Below are 16,853 nucleotides of genomic sequence, written 5' to 3'. Positions count from 1 at the left end.
GGCAGCGTGGGCTGGCTGGCGCCGGATGGCGATTTTTCGTTGAACGTGGCGATCCGCACCCTGGTGCTGGATGACGCCGGCCAGGGCGTCTACAGCGTGGGCGGCGGCATCGTGCACGATTCGGACCCCGCCGAGGAATGGCAGGAGTGCCATTGGAAAGCCCGGATCCTGCGCGCCTGATGCCGCGCTGGAACTTCCGGCGACGGCGGTAGTAGCATAGAGCCCGGCCACACCCGCCACGACCAGGAGCGACCCATGCAACCCGAATTGATCGAGACCATCCTGGTTGATGCCGAACAGCGCGTGCCCTTGCTGGACCGCCACCTGAAGCGGCTGGAGGCGTCCTGCAAGGACCTGGGTTATGTCTGGGCCGGGCGCGCCGTTGAAGGCGACATCATGATCGCCGCTACCAGCCTGGTGACCCCGGGCGCGCATCGGCTGCGGTTGCTGGTGGCCCGCGACGGCAGCCGCCAGATCCAGACCGCCATGCTGCCGCCCCTGCCCGCCGTGCAGGAAGTGATGCTGGCGCCCGAAACGCTGCGCTCGACCGAACCGCTGCTGCGCTACAAAACCACGCACCGCCCCTGGTACACCAAGACCATCGAATGGCTGCCCTCGCATCCGCACATCTTCGATCTGCTCTACCTGAACGAACGCGGCGAACTCTGTGAAGGCAGCCGCAGCAACGTCTATCTGCGCCTGGACGGCGACTGGTACACGCCGCCCGTGGACAGCGGCTGCCTGCCGGGCGTGCAGCGTGCCGAACTGCTCGAAACGGGCAACGTGGAAGAACGCGTCCTGACCCTGGCCGACCTGCATGCCGCCGACGAGATTCGCCTGTCCAACGCGCTGCGCGGCTGGTTTCCGGTGGTACTGCGCGAAACCTGACCACGCCTAGTCGGCGAACTCGTCGACCACCACCTGCCGCAGCCACTGGTTGGCCGGTTCGCGGTGGTTGCGGGCGTGCCAGAACACATTGATGACCGACTCCGGGATCTTCACCGGACAGGGCGCGGTCGCCAGGCCGTACGGGCCGCAGGCGCAGTCGGCGAAACGCTGCGGCACCACGGCGATCATGTCGGTGGCGGCCAGCACCGGCCCCACCGCGATGAAGTGCGGCACCGTCAGGCGCAGGCGGCGGCGGATGCCGGCCTGCCCTATCACCTGATCCACCACGCCGTGGCCCGTGCCTTCCGACACGATGGCCACGTGCTCGGCCGCGCGGAACTGCCGGGCGGAAACTCCGGTACGCGCCAAGGGATGGTCGCGGCGGAAAATGCACACATAGGGCTGGCGGAACAGCAGGCGCTGGAAGAAGCCGCTATTCAGATCGGGCAAGAAGCCCATGGCCAGATCGATGCGACCGCGCTCCATTTCGTCCTTCACATCGATCGAGGTGGTGCGCACGGTGCGCACCGTGACATTCGGCGCGGCGCGGTCCAGCGCGCGCATCAGCCGCGGCAGGAAATAGCTTTCGCCCACGTCGTTCACGCCGATCACGAAGGCGCGCCCGCTGTGCGCGGGGTCGAACGCGGCGCGGGCGTTCAGGGTGCTGTGCAGCGCCTCCAGCGCGGCGGCGATGGGCTGCGCCAGGTCCTGCGCATAGGGCGTGGGCACCATGCCGCGCGAGGTCCGCAGGAACAGCTCGTCGCCCAGCAGCTTGCGCAGCCGGCCCAGCGCGTTGCTGACGCCGGGTTGCGAGATGCCCAGGCTGTCGGCCACGGCAGACACCCGGCCATGCTTCCAGAGTTCATTGAAGACCACCAGCAGGTTCAGGTCCACGTCTTGCAGGTTCATGCGCTTGTCTCCACCAATATTGATTCTGGTGATTTATCTCATCAAGCAGATTCTATTTATTTATTTCACAAGCTGCCCGATGATGCAAGAAAACGCCAGCGCCCATGCCGCGCCGGCTCTGCCGGACCGCCCTCGCGGCCCGCCGAACCAAGGAGACCAGCCATGCGTACCTGTACGCTGCCCGCCGCCGCGCCCTGTAGCCGGAGCGGATCATGAGCGCCCCCGAGCAACCCATCGAGTTCGCCCCGCGTTGGCAAACCGACGGCTCCCATCGCATCCCCTTCGGCGTCTACACGGACGCCGCCCTGCACCAGCGCGAAATGGAGCGGTTCTTCTACCGCGCGCACTGGAGCTATGTGGGTCTGGAAGCCGAGATCCCCAACCCGGGCGACTTCAAGCGCACCGCCGTGGGCGAACGTTCCGTCATCCTGCTGCGCGACAACGACAGCCAGGTGCGCGTGGTCGAAAACGTATGCGCCCACCGCGGCGTGCAGTTCTGCCGCGAGCGTTCCGGCAACCGCAGCGAATTCGTCTGTCCGTACCATCAGTGGAACTACGACCTGCAGGGCAACCTGATCGGCGTGCCGTTCCGCCGCGGCGTCAAGCAGGACGGCAAGGTCAATGGCGGCATGCCGCCCGACTTCAAGCCGGAAGAGCACGGCCTGACCAAGCTGGCCGTGGCCTGCCGCAACGGCGTGGTGTTCGCCTCGTTCGACCACGACGTGGAGCCGCTGGAGGACTATCTGGGTCCGGACATCCTGCATTACTTCGACCGCGTCTTCGATGGCCGCGAACTGGTGATCCACGGCTACAGCCGCCAGCGCATCCCGGGCAACTGGAAGCTGATGCAGGAGAACATCAAGGATCCCTACCATCCTGGCTTGCTGCACACCTGGTTCGTCACCTTCGGCCTGTGGCGGGCGGACAACCGCTCCGAACTGAAGATGGATCAGCACCTGCGCCACGCCGCCATGATCTCGACGCGCGGCCAGGGCGGCAAGGGCAGCGTGACCAGCGGCGTGTCCAGTTTCAAGGAACAGATGTCGCTGAACGATGACCGCTTCCTGGACATCGTGCCGGAACCCTGGTGGAACGGTCCCACCGCCGTGCTGATGACGCTGTTCCCCAGCGTCATCATCCAGCAGCAGGTGAACTCGCTGTCCACCCGCCATATCCAGCCGGTGGGCCACGATGCCTTCGACTTCGTCTGGACGCATTTCGGCTTCGCCGAGGACACGCCCGAGATGACGCGCCGCCGCCTGCGCCAGGCCAATCTGTTCGGCCCGGCGGGTTTCGTGTCGGCGGACGACGGCGAGGTGATCGAATTCTCGCAGTCGGGCTTTGAACAAAAGCCCTGGCATCGCAGCGTGGCGGAACTGGGCGGCAAGACCGCCGAAAACACCGACCACATGGTCACGGAAACGCTGATCCGCGGCATGTACGCGTATTGGCGGCGGGTCATGGAGGCCTGACGATGCTGGACTTTTCCCTCTACTACCAACTGACCCGCCTGTACAACGACTACGCCGCCGCGCTGGACGCGGAGGAATGGGAGAAATGGCCCGATTTCTTCCTGGAAGACTGCGTGTACAAGGTGCTGCCGCGCGAGAATCACGAGCGCGGCTATCCGCTGGCCACCCTGTCCTTCGAAAGCCGCGGCATGCTGAAGGACCGCATCTACGGCGCCACCGACACCATCTTCCACGACCCCTACTACCAGCGCCACGTGGTGGGCGCGCCGCGCGTGCTGTCGGTGCAGGGCGACCGCATCGAGTCCGAAGCCAATTACGCCGTATTCCGCACCAAGCCCAGCCAGCTGACCACGGTGTTCAACGTGGGCCGCTACCTGGACGTGGTGCGCAGCGGGCCGGACGGACTGAAGTTCGAATCGCGGTTGTGCATCTTCGACAGCGAGCTGGTGCCGAATTCGCTTATCTATCCCATATGACCAAGGACATGACAGCTATGAGCACGCAATGGATCAAGGCCATCGCGCGGGACGAGGTGCCTGAAGAGGACGTCATCGCCGTGCAGGCCGGCGGCCGCGAGATCGCGCTGTATGGCGTGGACGGCGAGGTCTACGCCACCGCCAATCTCTGTACGCACGGCAATGCGCGGTTGTGCGACGGCTTTCTGATGGGGCATGAAATCGAATGCCCGCTGCACCAGGGGCGTTTCGACGTGCGCGACGGGCGCGCGCTCTGTTCGCCGCTGCGCGACAACCTGGCCACCTATCCGGTCAGGATCGAGGACGGCGTGGTGTTCGTGGCGCTGTAGGACCGTTGTTCAGACGGCGAGGCGCAAGGCTTCGTTGGCCGCCGCCATGCCCATGGCGGCGGTGACAGTCACGACCGAACCATAACCGGCGCAAGACAGGCCTTGCGGCGCCAGGGCCGCAAGGCCCGAGGCGCCCATATCGTCCTCGCCTTCGGTGGGACGGGTCCAGGCGTCGGGCAGGATGGCGGGCTGGTCGAACCACAGGGCGTGGATGCCCATCTTCGGCACGCGCTTCAAGGCCTTGCCGTTCTGGTCGGAGGCCCGCGGAAAACCGTGTTCGCGGCGCAGCTTGTTGCGCAGCTTGGACAGCAGCGCATCGTTGACCGCGGCGGACAGGTCGCCGGCGCGCAGGGTGAGCGGGTCGGTCTTGCCGCCGGCACCGCCGCACAACAGCATGGGCACGCCGATTTCCCGCGCATGCAGGATCATGGCGATCTTGGCGGCGGCCTGGTCGGTGCAGTCGATGATGACGGAGTACGGGCCGGGCAGGACCTGGGCGACGTTCTCGGGCGACACGAAGTCATCTACCCGGGTCAGCCGGCATTCCGGGTTGATCGCCAGCACACGCTCGGCCATGGCGTCGACCTTGGACTGGCCTAGCGTGGCGGTGAGGGCGTGGATCTGCCGGTTGACGTTGGATTCGGCGATGTGGTCGAGGTCGATGAGCGTCAACGCGCCTACCCCGCAGCGGGCCAGGGCCTCGACGGTCCAGGAGCCTACGCCGCCCAGGCCTGCTACTGCCACGTGGGCGTTGCGGAGACGAGCGGGGGCTTCGGGGCCGTAAAGACGGGAGAGACTGCCGAAGCGGCGGTCGAGGTCGGCGGCAAGGTCCTGGGGGTGATCGGGGGTGTTCATGGGGGCGTATTTTATTGCAGACGGTGTTCTGGTTCTTTAGACGCCTGGCGGGGCGGGCTGTGTGCTTGGCGTTTTTCTCCCTGGCGAGAAGGAGAGAAAGATCTTGCGGGGACGCCAAAAACGGCCGCGCGGGCGGCCTTTTTTGGCATATGGGTATCGTCAGTTGTGCGGATGACGCTGCGCGCATTCATATGCAGCTCGTCGGCCAACAACGCTTCCTGTTCGCGCACAGATCATCAGAAGCGCGCAGCGCCATCGCCCGACGCCAGACACCGCGTAAGCCCCAAAAGGCCGCCCGGGCGGCCGGCCTGGGGCGGGCCCCGCAAGATCCTCGCCCATCCCCACTGTCGGCGAGAACCCTACGAAGACCAATTGCCCCAGCGGACGCCAAGTTTCAAAAGCGGAGTCTGGCGTGTCGGTGCGCTGGGGCGCGCGGGGCGTCGATAAGCCCGAGGGAATCCGTAGGAGTCGCCGAAGGCGAGGACGAGGATGACGATGGGGCAGTCCGGAGCGAAGGCTCCGGACCGCAATCGTTGCCCCGCGCGCCCCAGCGCACCGACACGCCAGACGGATTAAGAACCCGCCGCAGCGCCAGCAGCAACTCCCGAACCACCGCCACCAACATCATCACCACCAAGCGCCTGATAAACCGTCACCTGATTCACCAACCGATTCAACATATTCTCATCCCGGGAAACCTCAGCCACCCGCCGCTTCTCCTGCGCATCCAGCCAGTCCCGCAACGGCACCGCTCCCGCCCGATAGCGCACTTCGTACAGCCGCTCAGCCTCGCGAGCCGCCTTCAACGACGCGTCCAGCTGCTCGCCCTGCAGACGCAGCTGCGTGCGGTTCGACAAGGCGTTCTCGACGTCAGCCATCGCCTGGTACAGCGCCTGCCGGAAGTTCACCACCCGCTCTTCGTAGTCCGCCTTGGAGATCTTGATGTTGAGCTGCATCTGGTTCCATTGCAGGAACGGCAGCGTCAGCGCCGCGCCCAGCGAACCGACCGGGTTCTTCAGAACATCGGACAGCGTGGGACTCGAGCTTCCCAAGGCGCCAGTCAGCGTCAGCGGCGGATAGAAGCTGGCGCGGGTCGCGTCAACGGTGGAGAGGGACTGGCGCAGCCGCAGCTCGGCGGCGCGCAGGTCCGGGCGGCGACCCAGCAATTCGGCTGGCACGCCGGCGCGGGCTTGCGGCAGCGGATACTGCGGCAGCCGCGCGGGGTCGGCCATCATGCGGTCCGGGGGGCCATCGAACAGGATGGCCAACGCATTCGCGTATTCCACCCGCTGCTGCACCAGCAGCGCGTGCGCGGCCTCCTGGCTGGCCACGGTCTGTTCGGCCTCGGCCATTTCCAGTGCAGATGCGCCACCCGCCGCGTACTGGGCGCGCACCAGGTCCTGGGTCTTGCGCGCATAGGCGATGCTCTCGGCGCTGCTGGCGATGCGCTGGTTGATGAAGGCGGTCTGCCAGTACAGCGTGGCGGTGGTACCCACCAGGGACAGCGCGGCACTCTGGCGGTCCTGCTCGGTCGCCAGCGACTCCCACTCTGCCGCGTCGCGCTGGCTGGACAGCTTGCCCCACAGGTCCACCTCGTAGCTGACGGTGAGCTGCGCCGCATTGGTGCGGGAGATGGCCCGATCGCCGTACAGATTGCGGTTGCGCGTCACATCGGCGCTGCCGCCGAGTTGCGGCAACAGCTTGTCCTCGGTAATCCCGGCCTGGTATTGGGCCCGGCGCACCCGGATCGCAGCGGCGGCCAGATCGTTATTGCGCGCCAGCGCGGCATCGACCAGCCCATCGAGCGTCGGATCGCTGAAGTTGCGCCACCACTCACCGCCCTCAATCAGCGCCCCGGCCTGGATGCCGCCGGCCGGAGCATGGGACCAGGCCGGAGGTGTGGATGTCAAAGGCCGCTCATAGTCGGTGTGCAGCAAGCTGCCGCAACCGCCCAGGGCCAGCAGCAGTGCCAGGACGGCGGGTTTGCAGATCAGGGAAACCGCTTTCATTTTCCTCATTCCCGGGCCAAGGCCTCGACGGGATCCAGGCGCGCCGCATTGCGCGCCGGCAAATAGCCAAAAAGCACACCGATCAAGGTCGAGCAGCTGAACGCCGCGACCATCGATGCCGTGGAGTAAACCATCTGGAACGAACCGCGGGTGGCCTTGGACACCAGCACGCCCAACCCCAGGGACAGGACGATGCCGATGGCTCCGCCGATCAGGCACACCAGCACCGCTTCGATCAGGAACTGCTGCATGATGTCGCTGCGCCGCGCGCCCACCGCCATGCGCACGCCGATCTCGCGGGTGCGCTCGGTCACGGACACCAGCATGATGTTCATGACGCCGATGCCGCCCACCATCAGCGAAATCAGCGCGATCATGGACACCAGCAAGGTCATGGTGGCCGTGGTGCGCTCGATAGTCTTGCGGATCGCATCCGTGTTGAACACGAAGAAATCCTTGGTCACGTGACGCCGCGTCAGCGTGCGCACGATGGCCTGTTCCGCCGCGGCGGGCGGCGCGGCGTCGTTGACGCGCACCGTAATGCTCTTCAGGTGCTGCTGGCCCAGCACGCGGGACAGGGCCGTGGTGTAGGGGATCCACACGTTCAAGGTGTCATTGCTGCCGAACACGGTGTCCTTCTTCTGCGTCACCCCGATCACGCGCGCCGGCATGGACCCCAGGAACACCACCTGTCCGATGGGCTCGGTATGCGAGCCGAACAGCTTGCGCCGCGTGGCCTCGTCGATCACGACTTCCTGCGCGCGCCGCGTCACGCTGGTGTCGTCGAAGAACTTGCCTTGGGCCAGCTTGATGGCGCGCACCCGGAAGTACTGTTCGCCCACGCCCTGGATCATGCCGGTCACCGACACGTTGCGAAAGCGCAGCGTGTTGTTGGTGGAGACTTCCGGCGTGACGCTGTCCACATAGGATTCGCGCGCCAGCGCCTCGGCGTCGGCCGGCACCAGGGTGCGGATATTGACGGCTTTCTCGTCGCCGAAGTCCTTGCCGGGAAAAACCTCCACCGTGTTGGTGCCGATTTCGCTGATGTCGTCCAGAATCTTGCGGCGCGAGCCCTCGCCCAGCGCCACCACCGACACCACGGCCGCGATGCCGATGATGATGCCCAGCATCGTCAACGAGGTGCGCAGCCGGTGCGCGTTCATGGCCAGCAGCGCCATGCGCAGCGCCTCGCCGCAACGGTCCAGATAGGCCTGCCAGACGGGCCGCGCGGCCAGCGCCGGCGCGTCTTCCTTGATGCGCTCGCGCCGCGGCGCATCGGGATTGCGCTTGTCGGCGACGATCTCGCCGTCGCTGATCTCGATGATGCGCTGGGCATGGCGGGCCACGTTCATATCGTGCGTGACGATGATGATGGTGTGGCCGGCGGCGTTCAGTTCTTCCAGGATGCGGAGCACTTCCTGGCCGGTGTGCGTATCCAGCGCGCCGGTCGGCTCGTCGGCCAGGATGATGTCGCCGCCGTTCATCAGCGCCCGCGCGATGCTCACGCGCTGCTGCTGCCCCCCGGACAGTTGGCCGGGACGGTGCCCGGACCTGTCGCCCAAGCCCAGCCGCTTGAGCAGGTCGTCGGCGCGCGCCAGGCGCGCCTCGCGCTGCTTGCCGGCGTAGACGGCCGGCACCTCGACGTTGCCCTGCGCCGTCAGATCGGACAACAGGTGATAGCGCTGGAAAATGAAGCCGAAATGTTCACGGCGCAGTTGGGCCAGTTCGTCCGGATCCAGCTCGCCCGTGCTGCGACCGTCAACCCGGTACTCGCCGCGGGTCGGACGGTCCAGGCAACCCAGGATGTTCATGAGCGTGGACTTGCCCGAACCGGACGCGCCCACGATCGCCACCATCTCGCCGGCCTCGATGGTCAGGTTAATGTCCTTCAGGACCGCGATGGTCTGCTCGCCCGCGGGAAACTCGCGGCGCACACCCGTCAGCGAGATCAGAGGCCCGCTCATCTCAGGCCCCCGGCACAGCGGCGGCCGGCGCGGCGTCCGCCGACACGACGCGTTCGCCCACCTCCAGCCCTTCCAGCACCTGCGCCTGGACGTTGTTGTTCATGCCGATCCGGACCTGGCGCGTTTCGGTCTTGTTGTCCTTCAGGACCACGCGCACGGCGTAGCGGCCGTCCTCGCCGCGCTTGCCCAGCGCCGAGGCCGGCACCACGACCGTGTCCTTGGCCTCGCCCAGCACGATGAAGACCTGGGCGGTCATGGAGATGCGCAGCTTCTCGTCCGGGTTGGGCACGTCGAACAGGCCGTTGTAGTAGACCGCGGCGGTGGTGGAGCTGCCGCTGGTCGAACCCGTCAGGGAAGCTGTTGCGTCGTCTTTCTGCACCGAGTCCGGCGCCGGCTCCACCGCGCGCAGCTGGGCGCGGTAGCGCTCGTCGGGTTCGCCCAGGATGGTGAAGTACACCGGCAGGCCCGGCTTCACGCGGGTGACGTCGGCTTCCGAGATCTGTGCCTTGATGGTCATGGTGTCGACCTGCGCCACCTTGATGATGGTGGGCGCGCTCTGGATCGAGTTGACGGTCTGGCCTTCCTTGGTAACCACCGCCACCACCATGCCGTCGATGGGCGAAACGATGCGGGTGTAGCCCAGGTTGACGCGGGCGGTGTCGACCTGGATCTCGGCTTGGGCGATCTGCGCGTCCAGCGAAGCGATTTCGGCGCGGGTCACGCCCAGCGTGGCCTCGGCGCTCTCGTAGGACTCGCGCGAGCTGGCGTCTGCCGCCAGCATCTGCCGCTGGCGGCGGAAGGCGAGTTCGGCCTGCTTCAGCATGGCGACCTTGGCGGCGCGCTCGGCGCGCCGGGTCTGCAGGGCGGCTTCGGCGTTGCGCAGCTCGTTCTGCTGGGTCATGTCGTCGATCTCGGCGACGAGCTGGCCTTTCTTGACGCGGTCGCCCAGCGCCACCTTCAGGGACTTCAGCTGGCCGGTGGCCTGGGCGCCCACGCTGACGCGCTCGATGGCGTCGATGGTGCCGCTGGCCAGGACGCTGTCCTCGAGATTGGCGCGGGTGACCTCGGCCACCGCAAAGGTGGGCGGCGGCGGCGCGGCAAAGAACGCGGCGCGCACGCCGAACACGACTAGCAGGAGGAAAACGGCGATCAGGGAGTAGCGCTTGAACTTGCTGCGAGACTTTTTCATTGAACCTGCCGGATGTGGCGTGCCTCTCGGGGCCGGCGCCGGTAGTGCGGATTGCGGACCAGGCAAGCGATCTTGCCCACGATGCCTGCTCATCCTAAACGTCTCGTCCGCCAGAACCATCGACGATCTGTGGCGAAACGGTGAAAAACAGTAAAGCGGGGCGGAACGTCAAGGTCCGTGCGATTGTTCCGTTGCATGAACGATACAACGCTTTGTCCAATCCTCCTGAAACCCCTTGCCCGCAGATGCGGCGAACGTGCCGCCATCTTGCGCCATAAGCACATGAGTTTGCCTCTAGATGGCCGCCATCATGCGATTGGCGCCAATATGGGTTTGCGGCGCTGCAAAACAGGCTTGGCTCGACATAGGGCGACGATATGGCCAGAATGAACGCAGTTACGCCGTATCCGTGTCCACTTCTCATAGATCCCCCTCTTCGTCGCCCAGTTCCCCAGAGTTTTCCGGGGCGGTGCTCTTGTGCCTGCTGGCCATGATGAATCATGTGGCGCTCACAGGGGGACGGATCACTGTTTCGCTCACCGCGCTGCAGATGGGGTTGTCGACCTTCAAGGTCGGCACGCTGGTCGCAGTGTTCGCGGTGCTGCCCATGCTGTTCTCGGTCCGCGCCGGCCGCTGGGTCGACCGCGTCGGCATCGTGCGGCCGCTGGTCATCGGCACTTCCCTCGTCGCCGCGGGCACGGCGCTGCCCTTCATCTCCCAGACCCAATTCGCCCTGCTGGTTGCCTCCTGTTGCATCGGCATCGGCTTCATGCTGCATCAGGTCGCTACCCAAGACCTGCTGGGCCACGCCGAACCGGCGCAACGGTTGCGCAATTTCTCCTTCATGTCGCTGGCGCTGGCGGGATCCGGGTTCTCGGGACCGCTGATCGCCGGGCTGGCGATCGACCACCTGGGCACGCGCATGGCCTTCGGCCTGCTGACCCTGGGCCCGCTGCTGTCGGCGGGGGGGCTCTATGCCTTGCGTCACCAATTGAAGGCAGTCGATTCGCAGCTATCTGGCAAAAAAGAGGCCGAAAAGCGGCGCGTTGCCGAATTGCTGGCGGTGCCGGCATTACGCCGCATCTTGATGGTCAATACCATTTTGTCCGGGGCCTGGGACACGCACTTGTTCGTCGTGCCCATTTTCGGCGTGGCCATCGGCCTGTCGGCGACTACGATCGGCGTCATTCTTGCGTCGTTCGCGGCGGCAACTTTCGTCATCCGGCTGATATTGCCCTTTATCCAGCGCCGCGTTCGGTCCTGGACGCTGGTGCGCGTGGCGATGGCGACGGCCGCTATCGATTTCATGTTTTATCCGCTGTTCACCGACGTTACCGTCTTGATCGTGTTGTCGTTCATCCTCGGGCTGGCCCTGGGCTGCTGCCAGCCGAGCATGCTGTCCCTGCTGCACCAGTATTCCCCGCCGGGCCGCGCCGCCGAGGCCGTGGGCCTGCGGATGGCCCTGATCAACGGTTCGCAGGTCTCGCTGCCGTTGACCTTCGGCGCGCTCGGTGCGGTAATTGGCGTTGCCCCCCTCTTCTGGGCTTATTCCGTGGCCCTGATGGCCGGAGGTTGGGCCAACCGCAATCCCCCGATCGAATCCGACCGTAAACCGTAGCCGTGACCATGCAGTCCTCTCCTCCCGCCGCCGGCATCGCCGGCGCCAGCCTGCCCTTTCGCCTCTGGACTCCGCAAGAGCGGCAGGATTCGCTGGAGGAGGCCCTGCGCCACTGGCAATCCGGTGAAGACGTGTGGGTGTACGGCTATGGTTCCCTGATCTGGCGCCCCGATTTCGACTTCGTGGAACGCCGGCTGGCGACCCTGCGCGGCCACCACCGGGCGCTGTGCCTGTGGTCGCGGGTCAACCGCGGCACCCCGGAATGCCCGGGCCTGGTGTTCGGCCTGGACCGGGGCGGTTCGTGCCGAGGGGTGGTCTACCGCCTGGCAGGGGGCCAAGTGCCCACCTATTTCCCCGCGCTCTGGGACCGCGAGATGTCCACTGGCGCCTATCTGCCGCGCTGGATCAACTGCGCCACTGAAACCGGCATCGTCCGGGCGCTGGTCTTCATCATGAACCGGGACAACCCGGCCTATATCCGCGCCCTGCCCGAGCCCGAACTGCTGGCCATCGTGCGCCGGGCCTCCGGACGCTACGGCCCCTGCACCGAATACGTGGTGCAGACCGCCCAGGCGCTGCGCGCCGCCGGCATCCATGACGCCCGCCTGGACGCCATCGCGCGCCGGCTGGAACTGGACGGGCATACCCTGCCGGAAGGCGCCTGAGGCACGCGGCCGGCAAATCTTGCCTGCGCACTGAGCGGGGTCAATAAGGGTACCGCCTCCCAGGCGGTATAAACTCCTTGTTATCAACGCTGAACTACTAGCCCCATGTCCGTCTCTGATCTGCGTCAAAGCTACGACAAGAACGTGCTGCTCGAAGGCCAGGCTGCGGCCTCCCCGTTCGAGCAATTCACTCGCTGGTTCGACGAGGCCCTGGCCGCCAAGGTCGCCGAGCCCAACGCCATGACCTTGGCCACGGTGGACGCCACCGGCCAGCCCAGTGCGCGCATCGTCCTGATCAAGGGCTTTGACGAGCGCGGGTTCACGTTCTTCACCAATTACGAATCCCGCAAGGGCCTGGACCTGCAGGCCGAGCCGCGCGCCGGCCTGCTGTTCTTCTGGCAGCCGCTGGAGCGCCAGGTGCGGATCGAGGGCGTGGTCGAAAAAGTGGCCGACGACGAGTCGGACGCCTACTACCACAGCCGGCCCACCGGTTCGCGCATTGGCGCCTGGGCCTCGCGCCAAAGCCAGCCCATCACCCGTGAAGAGCTGGAAGCCCGCGAACAGGAGTTCCGCGAACGCTTCGGCGAACAGCCGCCGCGCCCGCCGCACTGGGGCGGCTACCGCCTGAAGCCCACCGCCTTCGAATTCTGGCAAGGCAGGCCCTCGCGCCTGCATGACCGCCTGCGCTATGTCGCGGACGGCCAGGGCTGGAAGATCGAACGCCTGTCGCCTTGATGCCGGGCGCCGCGCGCGCCCGCCCCCAACCAACGATTGCATGACCGCCTCCTCCCCTGATTTTGACGCTGCCTTTTTCCGCACCGCGCTGGGCCGTTACGCCACGGGCGTGACCGTCGTGACCGCCGCCGGCCTCGATGGCGCCCCCATCGGGCTGACGGTCAGCTCCTTCAACTCCGTGTCGCTGAACCCGCCGCTGGTGCTGTGGAGCCTGTCGCGCAGCTCGTCGTCGCTGGCCGCCTTCGAGCAGTGCGAGCGCTATGTCGTCAATGTGCTGGGCGCGGAGCAGATCGCGCTGGCGCGCCGCTTCGCCACCGGCAAGACGCCGGACCGCTACGCCGGCCTGACGGTGCACCACGCGCCGGGCGGCACGCCCATGCTGGACGGCCATTGCGCCGCCTGGTTCGAATGCCACAACCGCAGCCGCTACGTCGAAGGCGACCATGTCATCATGGTGGGCGAAGTGGAACGCTGCGGCCATAGCGGCGAACCGCCGCTGGTGTTCCATGCCGGCGGTTTCGACCTGACCCCGGCCGGCGCACCGTCAGAAAGGAAAGCGCCATGAGCGTGGATGTGGATTGCGTCGTCATCGGTGCGGGCGTGGTCGGCCTGGCGATCGCACGGGCGCTGGCCCAGTCCGGACGCGAGGTACTGGTGGCGGAAGCCACCGAGGCCATCGGCACCGGCACCAGCTCGCGCAATTCCGAAGTCATACACGCCGGCATCTACTACCCGGCGGGCAGCCTCAAGGCCCGCCTCTGCGTGCGCGGCAAGCACCTGCTGTATTCCTACTGCGCCGAGCGCGGCGTACCCTACAAGCGGCTGGGCAAGCTCATCGTCGCCACCACCACCGAACAGGCCGCGCAGCTGGAAGGCATCGCCCAGCGCGCCCGCGCCAATGGCGTGGACGACCTGCAGTTCATCTCCGGCGAGGACGCCATGGGCCTGGAGCCGGCGCTGCGCTGCACCGCCGCGCTGTCCTCGCCGTCCACCGGCATCGTCGACAGCCATGCGCTGATGCTGTCGTTCCAGGGCGACGCCGAAAACGCGGGCGCCCAGTGCGTCTTCCACACGCCGCTGGTGTCCGGCCGGGTCCGCCCCGAGGGCGGTTTCGAGCTGCAGTTCGGCGGCGACGAGGGCATGACCCTGAGCTGTAACGTGCTGATCAATTCGGCCGGCCTGCACGCGCCGGCGCTGGCGCGCCGCATCGACGGCCTGCCGGCATCCAGCATCCCCGCCGATTACCTGTGCAAGGGCAGTTATTTCACGCTGTCCGGCCGCGCGCCGTTCTCGCGCCTGATCTACCCGGTGCCGCAACATGCGGGCCTGGGCGTGCACCTGACGCTGGACCTGGGCGGCCAGGCCAAGTTCGGTCCCGACACCGAATGGGTCGGCACGGAGGACTACACGCTGGATCCGGCCCGCGCCGAAGTCTTCTACGAGGCCGTGCGCAGCTATTGGCCAGCCCTGCCGGACGATGCCCTGGCGCCCGGCTACACCGGCATCCGGCCCAAGATCTCCGGCCCTCACGAACCCGCGGCCGACTTCGTCATTGCCGGCCCGGCCGCACATGGCGTGCCCGGCCTGGTGAACCTGTTCGGCATAGAATCGCCGGGGTTGACCTCCAGCCTGGCCCTGGCTGAAGAGACGCTGGCCCGCCTGAATGGATAGGCCGGATAGCCCCCAGGCTGCGCGTGCTTGCTGCCCCCCGAGGGGGCTGCCCTCCCTTGGGCGGCCCGGCGGGAGGGCTCTACACTGCCATCACCCTTTTCTCCTTCTCTCCTCTTCCCTGAACCATGCAGCACAACGACTACATCCTGACCCTGTCCTGCCCCGACCGCACGGGCATCGTGTACCGCGTCAGCGGCCTGTTGTTCGAATTGGGCTGCAACATCCTGGATTCGCAGCAGTTCGGCGATGAAGAGACCGGCCGCTTCTTCCTGCGCGTGCACTTCGACGTGCCCGCCGGCGTGTCCGTGGACGACCTGCGGGCACGGCTGGACGGCATGTCGGCCGAATACGGCATGGAGCTGAAGCTGCATGACGCCCGCCGCAAGGAACGCCTGCTGATCATGGTCAGCAAGCAGGGCCACTGCCTGAACGACCTGCTGTTCCGCGTGCACAGCGGCCATCTGCACGCCGAAGTGGCCGCCATCGTGTCGAACCACAACGACTACGCCGGCCTGGCGGCGTCCTACGGCATCCCGTTCCACCACCTGCCGGTTACCGCCGACACCAAGGCGCAGCAGGAACAGCAGGTGCTGGCCCTGGTCGATAAGGAAGGCATCGACCTGGTGGTGCTGGCCCGCTATATGCAGATCCTGTCGGAAGACATGTGCCGCGCGCTGAACGGCCGCGCCATCAACATCCACCACAGCTTCCTGCCCAGCTTCAAGGGCGCGCGCCCCTACCACCAGGCGCATGCGCGCGGCGTCAAGATCATCGGCGCCACCGCCCACTACGTCACCTCGGACCTGGACGAAGGTCCCATCATCGACCAGGACATCGAACGCGTGGACCACACGATGACCGCCCAGGACCTGACCCAGGTCGGCAGCGACATCGAGTCCCTGGTGCTGTCGCGCGCCGTGCGCAGCCACGTCGAGCACCGCATCCTGCTCAACCGCAACAAGACCGTCGTCTTCCGCTAGACGCAAGGGACCGCCGCCAGAGCGGCCTCTCACGACAAGGGCGGCGCGGGCGCGCCGCCTAGGAACTCCCCTCCGCCCCAGCCACTGCCAAGGCGGCAGCCGTGGCGCTCGCCACGTCGGGCTGCAGGTGGCCCTGCAGCCGCTGGTACAGGCCGATGCGGCGCACGATGTCCATCGGCTGCCCCATCAGGCCCGAAACGATCAGCGTCACCCCTCGCGTCTCGCACGCCTTGCTCAGCCCTTCGAGCGCTTCGGCGCCGGTCGAGTCCACGTAGATCACGTTCTTCAGGTCCAGCACCAGCGCGCGGGCAGGCAGGCCGTCTTCCAGCGACTCCACCAGCTTGGTAGCGCCGAAGAAGACGGTGCCGTACAGGCGCCAGACCGCGATCTTGCCGTCCTGGCCGGCCAGCAGGGGCTGCTCGGCGGCCGTGATGCGTTCGGCGCGCGACAGGCTGGAGATGCGGTAGATAAAGGTCAGGCAGGCGGCGAAGATGCCGAACTCCACCGCGACCGTCAGATCGAACACCACGGTCAGCAGGAACACCGACACCAGCGTGACCCGATACGGCAAGCGGTAGGTCTTGAGCCGGGCGAACTCGCGCCATTCGCCCATGTTCCAGGCCACGAACATCAGGATGGCCGCCAGTGTGGCCAACGGGATCGAGGCCGCCAAGGGCGCGGCCGCCAGCATCACCAAGAGCAGCACCAATGCATGCGCCATGCCCGCGACGGGACTGGTGGCGCCGCTTTTCACATTGGTCACGGTGCGCGCAATGGTGCCCGTGGCCGGCATGCCGCCGAAGAAAGGCGTGACGAAGTTGGCGACGCCCTGGGCCATCAGCTCCTGATTGGGATCGTGCCGGTCGCCTATCATGCCGTCGGCCACCCGCGCGCACAGCAGCGACTCGATGGCGCCCAGCGCCGCCAGCGTGATCGTGGGCATGAGCAGGAACCTGGCCGATTCCCAGCTGAACGCCGGCAAGGTGAAGTCCGGCAGCGCCGCCGGAATGCCGCCGAAGCGGCTGCCTATGGTTTCCACCGGCAGGCCGAACACGGCCACCGCCGCGGTCGCCAGCACCAGCGCGACGATGGA

At 66.7% G+C, this 16,853-nt stretch carries 17 protein-coding genes; 11 read left to right on the top strand and 6 right to left on the bottom strand.

What is annotated here, in order from left to right:
- Positions 1-180: chorismate-binding protein (locus tag VIR09_RS24485; protein ID WP_332015210.1), on the top strand; the 180-nt coding region annotated here is incomplete at its 5' end.
- A gap of 75 nt (positions 181-255) precedes the next feature.
- Positions 256-888: an aminotransferase class IV family protein gene (locus VIR09_RS24480; RefSeq protein WP_332015209.1), complete on the top strand. Its 633-nt coding sequence runs from the start codon at positions 256-258 to the stop codon at positions 886-888.
- Between the two features lie 6 nt (positions 889-894).
- On the opposite strand, the gene VIR09_RS24475 is transcribed toward VIR09_RS24480, so the two are convergent.
- Complete coding sequence (locus VIR09_RS24475) at positions 895-1,797, bottom strand: LysR family transcriptional regulator (protein WP_332015208.1); 903 nt, start codon at positions 1,795-1,797, stop codon at positions 895-897.
- A gap of 212 nt (positions 1,798-2,009) precedes the next feature.
- On the opposite strand from VIR09_RS24475, the gene VIR09_RS24470 reads away from it, so the two are divergent.
- Genes VIR09_RS24470 through VIR09_RS24460 form a run of 3 tightly spaced genes read left to right on the top strand, consistent with a single transcriptional unit; the run spans position 2,010 to position 4,074 of the window.
- Positions 2,010-3,269, top strand: coding sequence for an aromatic ring-hydroxylating dioxygenase subunit alpha (locus VIR09_RS24470; protein WP_332015207.1), 1,260 nt, complete (start codon positions 2,010-2,012; stop codon positions 3,267-3,269).
- 2 nt (positions 3,270-3,271) lie between these two features.
- The gene (locus VIR09_RS24465) at positions 3,272-3,745 is read left to right on the top strand and encodes an aromatic-ring-hydroxylating dioxygenase subunit beta (protein WP_332015206.1); all 474 of its coding nucleotides are present in this window, start codon (positions 3,272-3,274) and stop codon (positions 3,743-3,745) included.
- A 17-nt stretch (positions 3,746-3,762) separates the two neighbouring features.
- Positions 3,763-4,074, top strand: a complete 312-nt coding sequence (locus VIR09_RS24460) for a non-heme iron oxygenase ferredoxin subunit (protein ID WP_332015205.1) — start codon at positions 3,763-3,765, stop codon at positions 4,072-4,074.
- Between the two features lie 9 nt (positions 4,075-4,083).
- On the opposite strand, the gene VIR09_RS24455 is transcribed toward VIR09_RS24460, so the two are convergent.
- The 4 genes from VIR09_RS24455 to VIR09_RS24440 all read right to left on the bottom strand — a co-directional run bounded on the left by VIR09_RS24455 (position 4,084) and on the right by VIR09_RS24440 (position 10,091).
- Entirely contained in the window at positions 4,084-4,929 is an 846-nt protein-coding gene (locus tag VIR09_RS24455) for a tRNA threonylcarbamoyladenosine dehydratase (RefSeq protein WP_332015203.1), read from the bottom strand.
- Positions 4,930-5,501: 572 nt separating this feature from the next.
- Positions 5,502-6,938: an efflux transporter outer membrane subunit gene (locus VIR09_RS24450; protein WP_332015202.1), complete on the bottom strand. Its 1,437-nt coding sequence runs from the start codon at positions 6,936-6,938 to the stop codon at positions 5,502-5,504.
- Positions 6,939-6,943: 5 nt separating this feature from the next.
- Complete coding sequence (locus VIR09_RS24445; RefSeq protein WP_332015201.1) at positions 6,944-8,902, bottom strand: MacB family efflux pump subunit; 1,959 nt, start codon at positions 8,900-8,902, stop codon at positions 6,944-6,946.
- 1 nt (position 8,903) lies between these two features.
- Positions 8,904-10,091: an efflux RND transporter periplasmic adaptor subunit gene (locus VIR09_RS24440; protein ID WP_332015200.1), complete on the bottom strand. Its 1,188-nt coding sequence runs from the start codon at positions 10,089-10,091 to the stop codon at positions 8,904-8,906.
- A 409-nt stretch (positions 10,092-10,500) separates the two neighbouring features.
- Between VIR09_RS24440 and VIR09_RS24435 the strand changes: the two genes are divergently transcribed.
- The 6 genes from VIR09_RS24435 to purU all read left to right on the top strand — a co-directional run bounded on the left by VIR09_RS24435 (position 10,501) and on the right by purU (position 15,760).
- Positions 10,501-11,709, top strand: coding sequence for an MFS transporter (locus VIR09_RS24435; protein WP_414639463.1), 1,209 nt, complete (start codon positions 10,501-10,503; stop codon positions 11,707-11,709).
- Between the two features lie 8 nt (positions 11,710-11,717).
- On the top strand, positions 11,718-12,374 hold the full coding sequence (locus VIR09_RS24430) for a gamma-glutamylcyclotransferase (protein ID WP_332015199.1): 657 nt from the start codon (positions 11,718-11,720) through the stop codon (positions 12,372-12,374).
- A gap of 105 nt (positions 12,375-12,479) precedes the next feature.
- Positions 12,480-13,109: a pyridoxamine 5'-phosphate oxidase gene (gene pdxH, locus VIR09_RS24425; RefSeq protein ID WP_332015198.1), complete on the top strand. Its 630-nt coding sequence runs from the start codon at positions 12,480-12,482 to the stop codon at positions 13,107-13,109.
- Between the two features lie 40 nt (positions 13,110-13,149).
- Positions 13,150-13,674, top strand: coding sequence for a flavin reductase family protein (locus tag VIR09_RS24420; protein ID WP_332015197.1), 525 nt, complete (start codon positions 13,150-13,152; stop codon positions 13,672-13,674).
- The gene (locus VIR09_RS24415; protein WP_332015196.1) at positions 13,671-14,780 is read left to right on the top strand and encodes an NAD(P)/FAD-dependent oxidoreductase; all 1,110 of its coding nucleotides are present in this window, start codon (positions 13,671-13,673) and stop codon (positions 14,778-14,780) included. The genes VIR09_RS24420 and VIR09_RS24415 overlap by 4 nt, the downstream gene beginning before the upstream one ends.
- A 125-nt stretch (positions 14,781-14,905) precedes the next feature.
- Entirely contained in the window at positions 14,906-15,760 is an 855-nt protein-coding gene (purU, locus tag VIR09_RS24410) for a formyltetrahydrofolate deformylase (protein WP_332015195.1), read from the top strand.
- 58 nt (positions 15,761-15,818) lie between these two features.
- Here the strand turns inward: purU and VIR09_RS24405 are convergent.
- Positions 15,819-16,853, bottom strand: a 1,035-nt coding sequence (locus VIR09_RS24405; RefSeq protein ID WP_332015194.1) for a SulP family inorganic anion transporter, incomplete at its 5' end; no start/stop codon positions are given.

The sequence above is a fragment of the Achromobacter sp. genome (genome assembly GCF_036567245.1).
Classification (GTDB): domain Bacteria; phylum Pseudomonadota; class Gammaproteobacteria; order Burkholderiales; family Burkholderiaceae_B; genus Achromobacter.
This window is presented reverse-complemented; position numbering and strand designations above follow the sequence as displayed.

What these genes read in the sequence shown, in the direction of transcription:
- VIR09_RS24480 (WP_332015209.1), top strand. Translation starts at nt 256, where the DNA reads ATGCAACCCGAATTGATCGAGACCATCCTGGTTGATGCCGAACAGCGC.
- VIR09_RS24475 (WP_332015208.1), bottom strand. Translation starts at nt 1,797, where the DNA reads ATGAACCTGCAAGACGTGGACCTGAACCTGCTGGTGGTCTTCAATGAA.
- VIR09_RS24470 (WP_332015207.1), top strand. Translation starts at nt 2,010, where the DNA reads ATGAGCGCCCCCGAGCAACCCATCGAGTTCGCCCCGCGTTGGCAAACC.
- VIR09_RS24465 (WP_332015206.1), top strand. Translation starts at nt 3,272, where the DNA reads ATGCTGGACTTTTCCCTCTACTACCAACTGACCCGCCTGTACAACGAC.
- VIR09_RS24460 (WP_332015205.1), top strand. Translation starts at nt 3,763, where the DNA reads ATGAGCACGCAATGGATCAAGGCCATCGCGCGGGACGAGGTGCCTGAA.
- VIR09_RS24455 (WP_332015203.1), bottom strand. Translation starts at nt 4,929, where the DNA reads ATGAACACCCCCGATCACCCCCAGGACCTTGCCGCCGACCTCGACCGC.
- VIR09_RS24450 (WP_332015202.1), bottom strand. Translation starts at nt 6,938, where the DNA reads ATGAAAGCGGTTTCCCTGATCTGCAAACCCGCCGTCCTGGCACTGCTG.
- VIR09_RS24445 (WP_332015201.1), bottom strand. Translation starts at nt 8,902, where the DNA reads ATGAGCGGGCCTCTGATCTCGCTGACGGGTGTGCGCCGCGAGTTTCCC.
- VIR09_RS24440 (WP_332015200.1), bottom strand. Translation starts at nt 10,091, where the DNA reads ATGAAAAAGTCTCGCAGCAAGTTCAAGCGCTACTCCCTGATCGCCGTT.
- VIR09_RS24430 (WP_332015199.1), top strand. Translation starts at nt 11,718, where the DNA reads ATGCAGTCCTCTCCTCCCGCCGCCGGCATCGCCGGCGCCAGCCTGCCC.
- pdxH (WP_332015198.1), top strand. Translation starts at nt 12,480, where the DNA reads ATGTCCGTCTCTGATCTGCGTCAAAGCTACGACAAGAACGTGCTGCTC.
- VIR09_RS24420 (WP_332015197.1), top strand. Translation starts at nt 13,150, where the DNA reads ATGACCGCCTCCTCCCCTGATTTTGACGCTGCCTTTTTCCGCACCGCG.
- VIR09_RS24415 (WP_332015196.1), top strand. Translation starts at nt 13,671, where the DNA reads ATGAGCGTGGATGTGGATTGCGTCGTCATCGGTGCGGGCGTGGTCGGC.
- purU (WP_332015195.1), top strand. Translation starts at nt 14,906, where the DNA reads ATGCAGCACAACGACTACATCCTGACCCTGTCCTGCCCCGACCGCACG.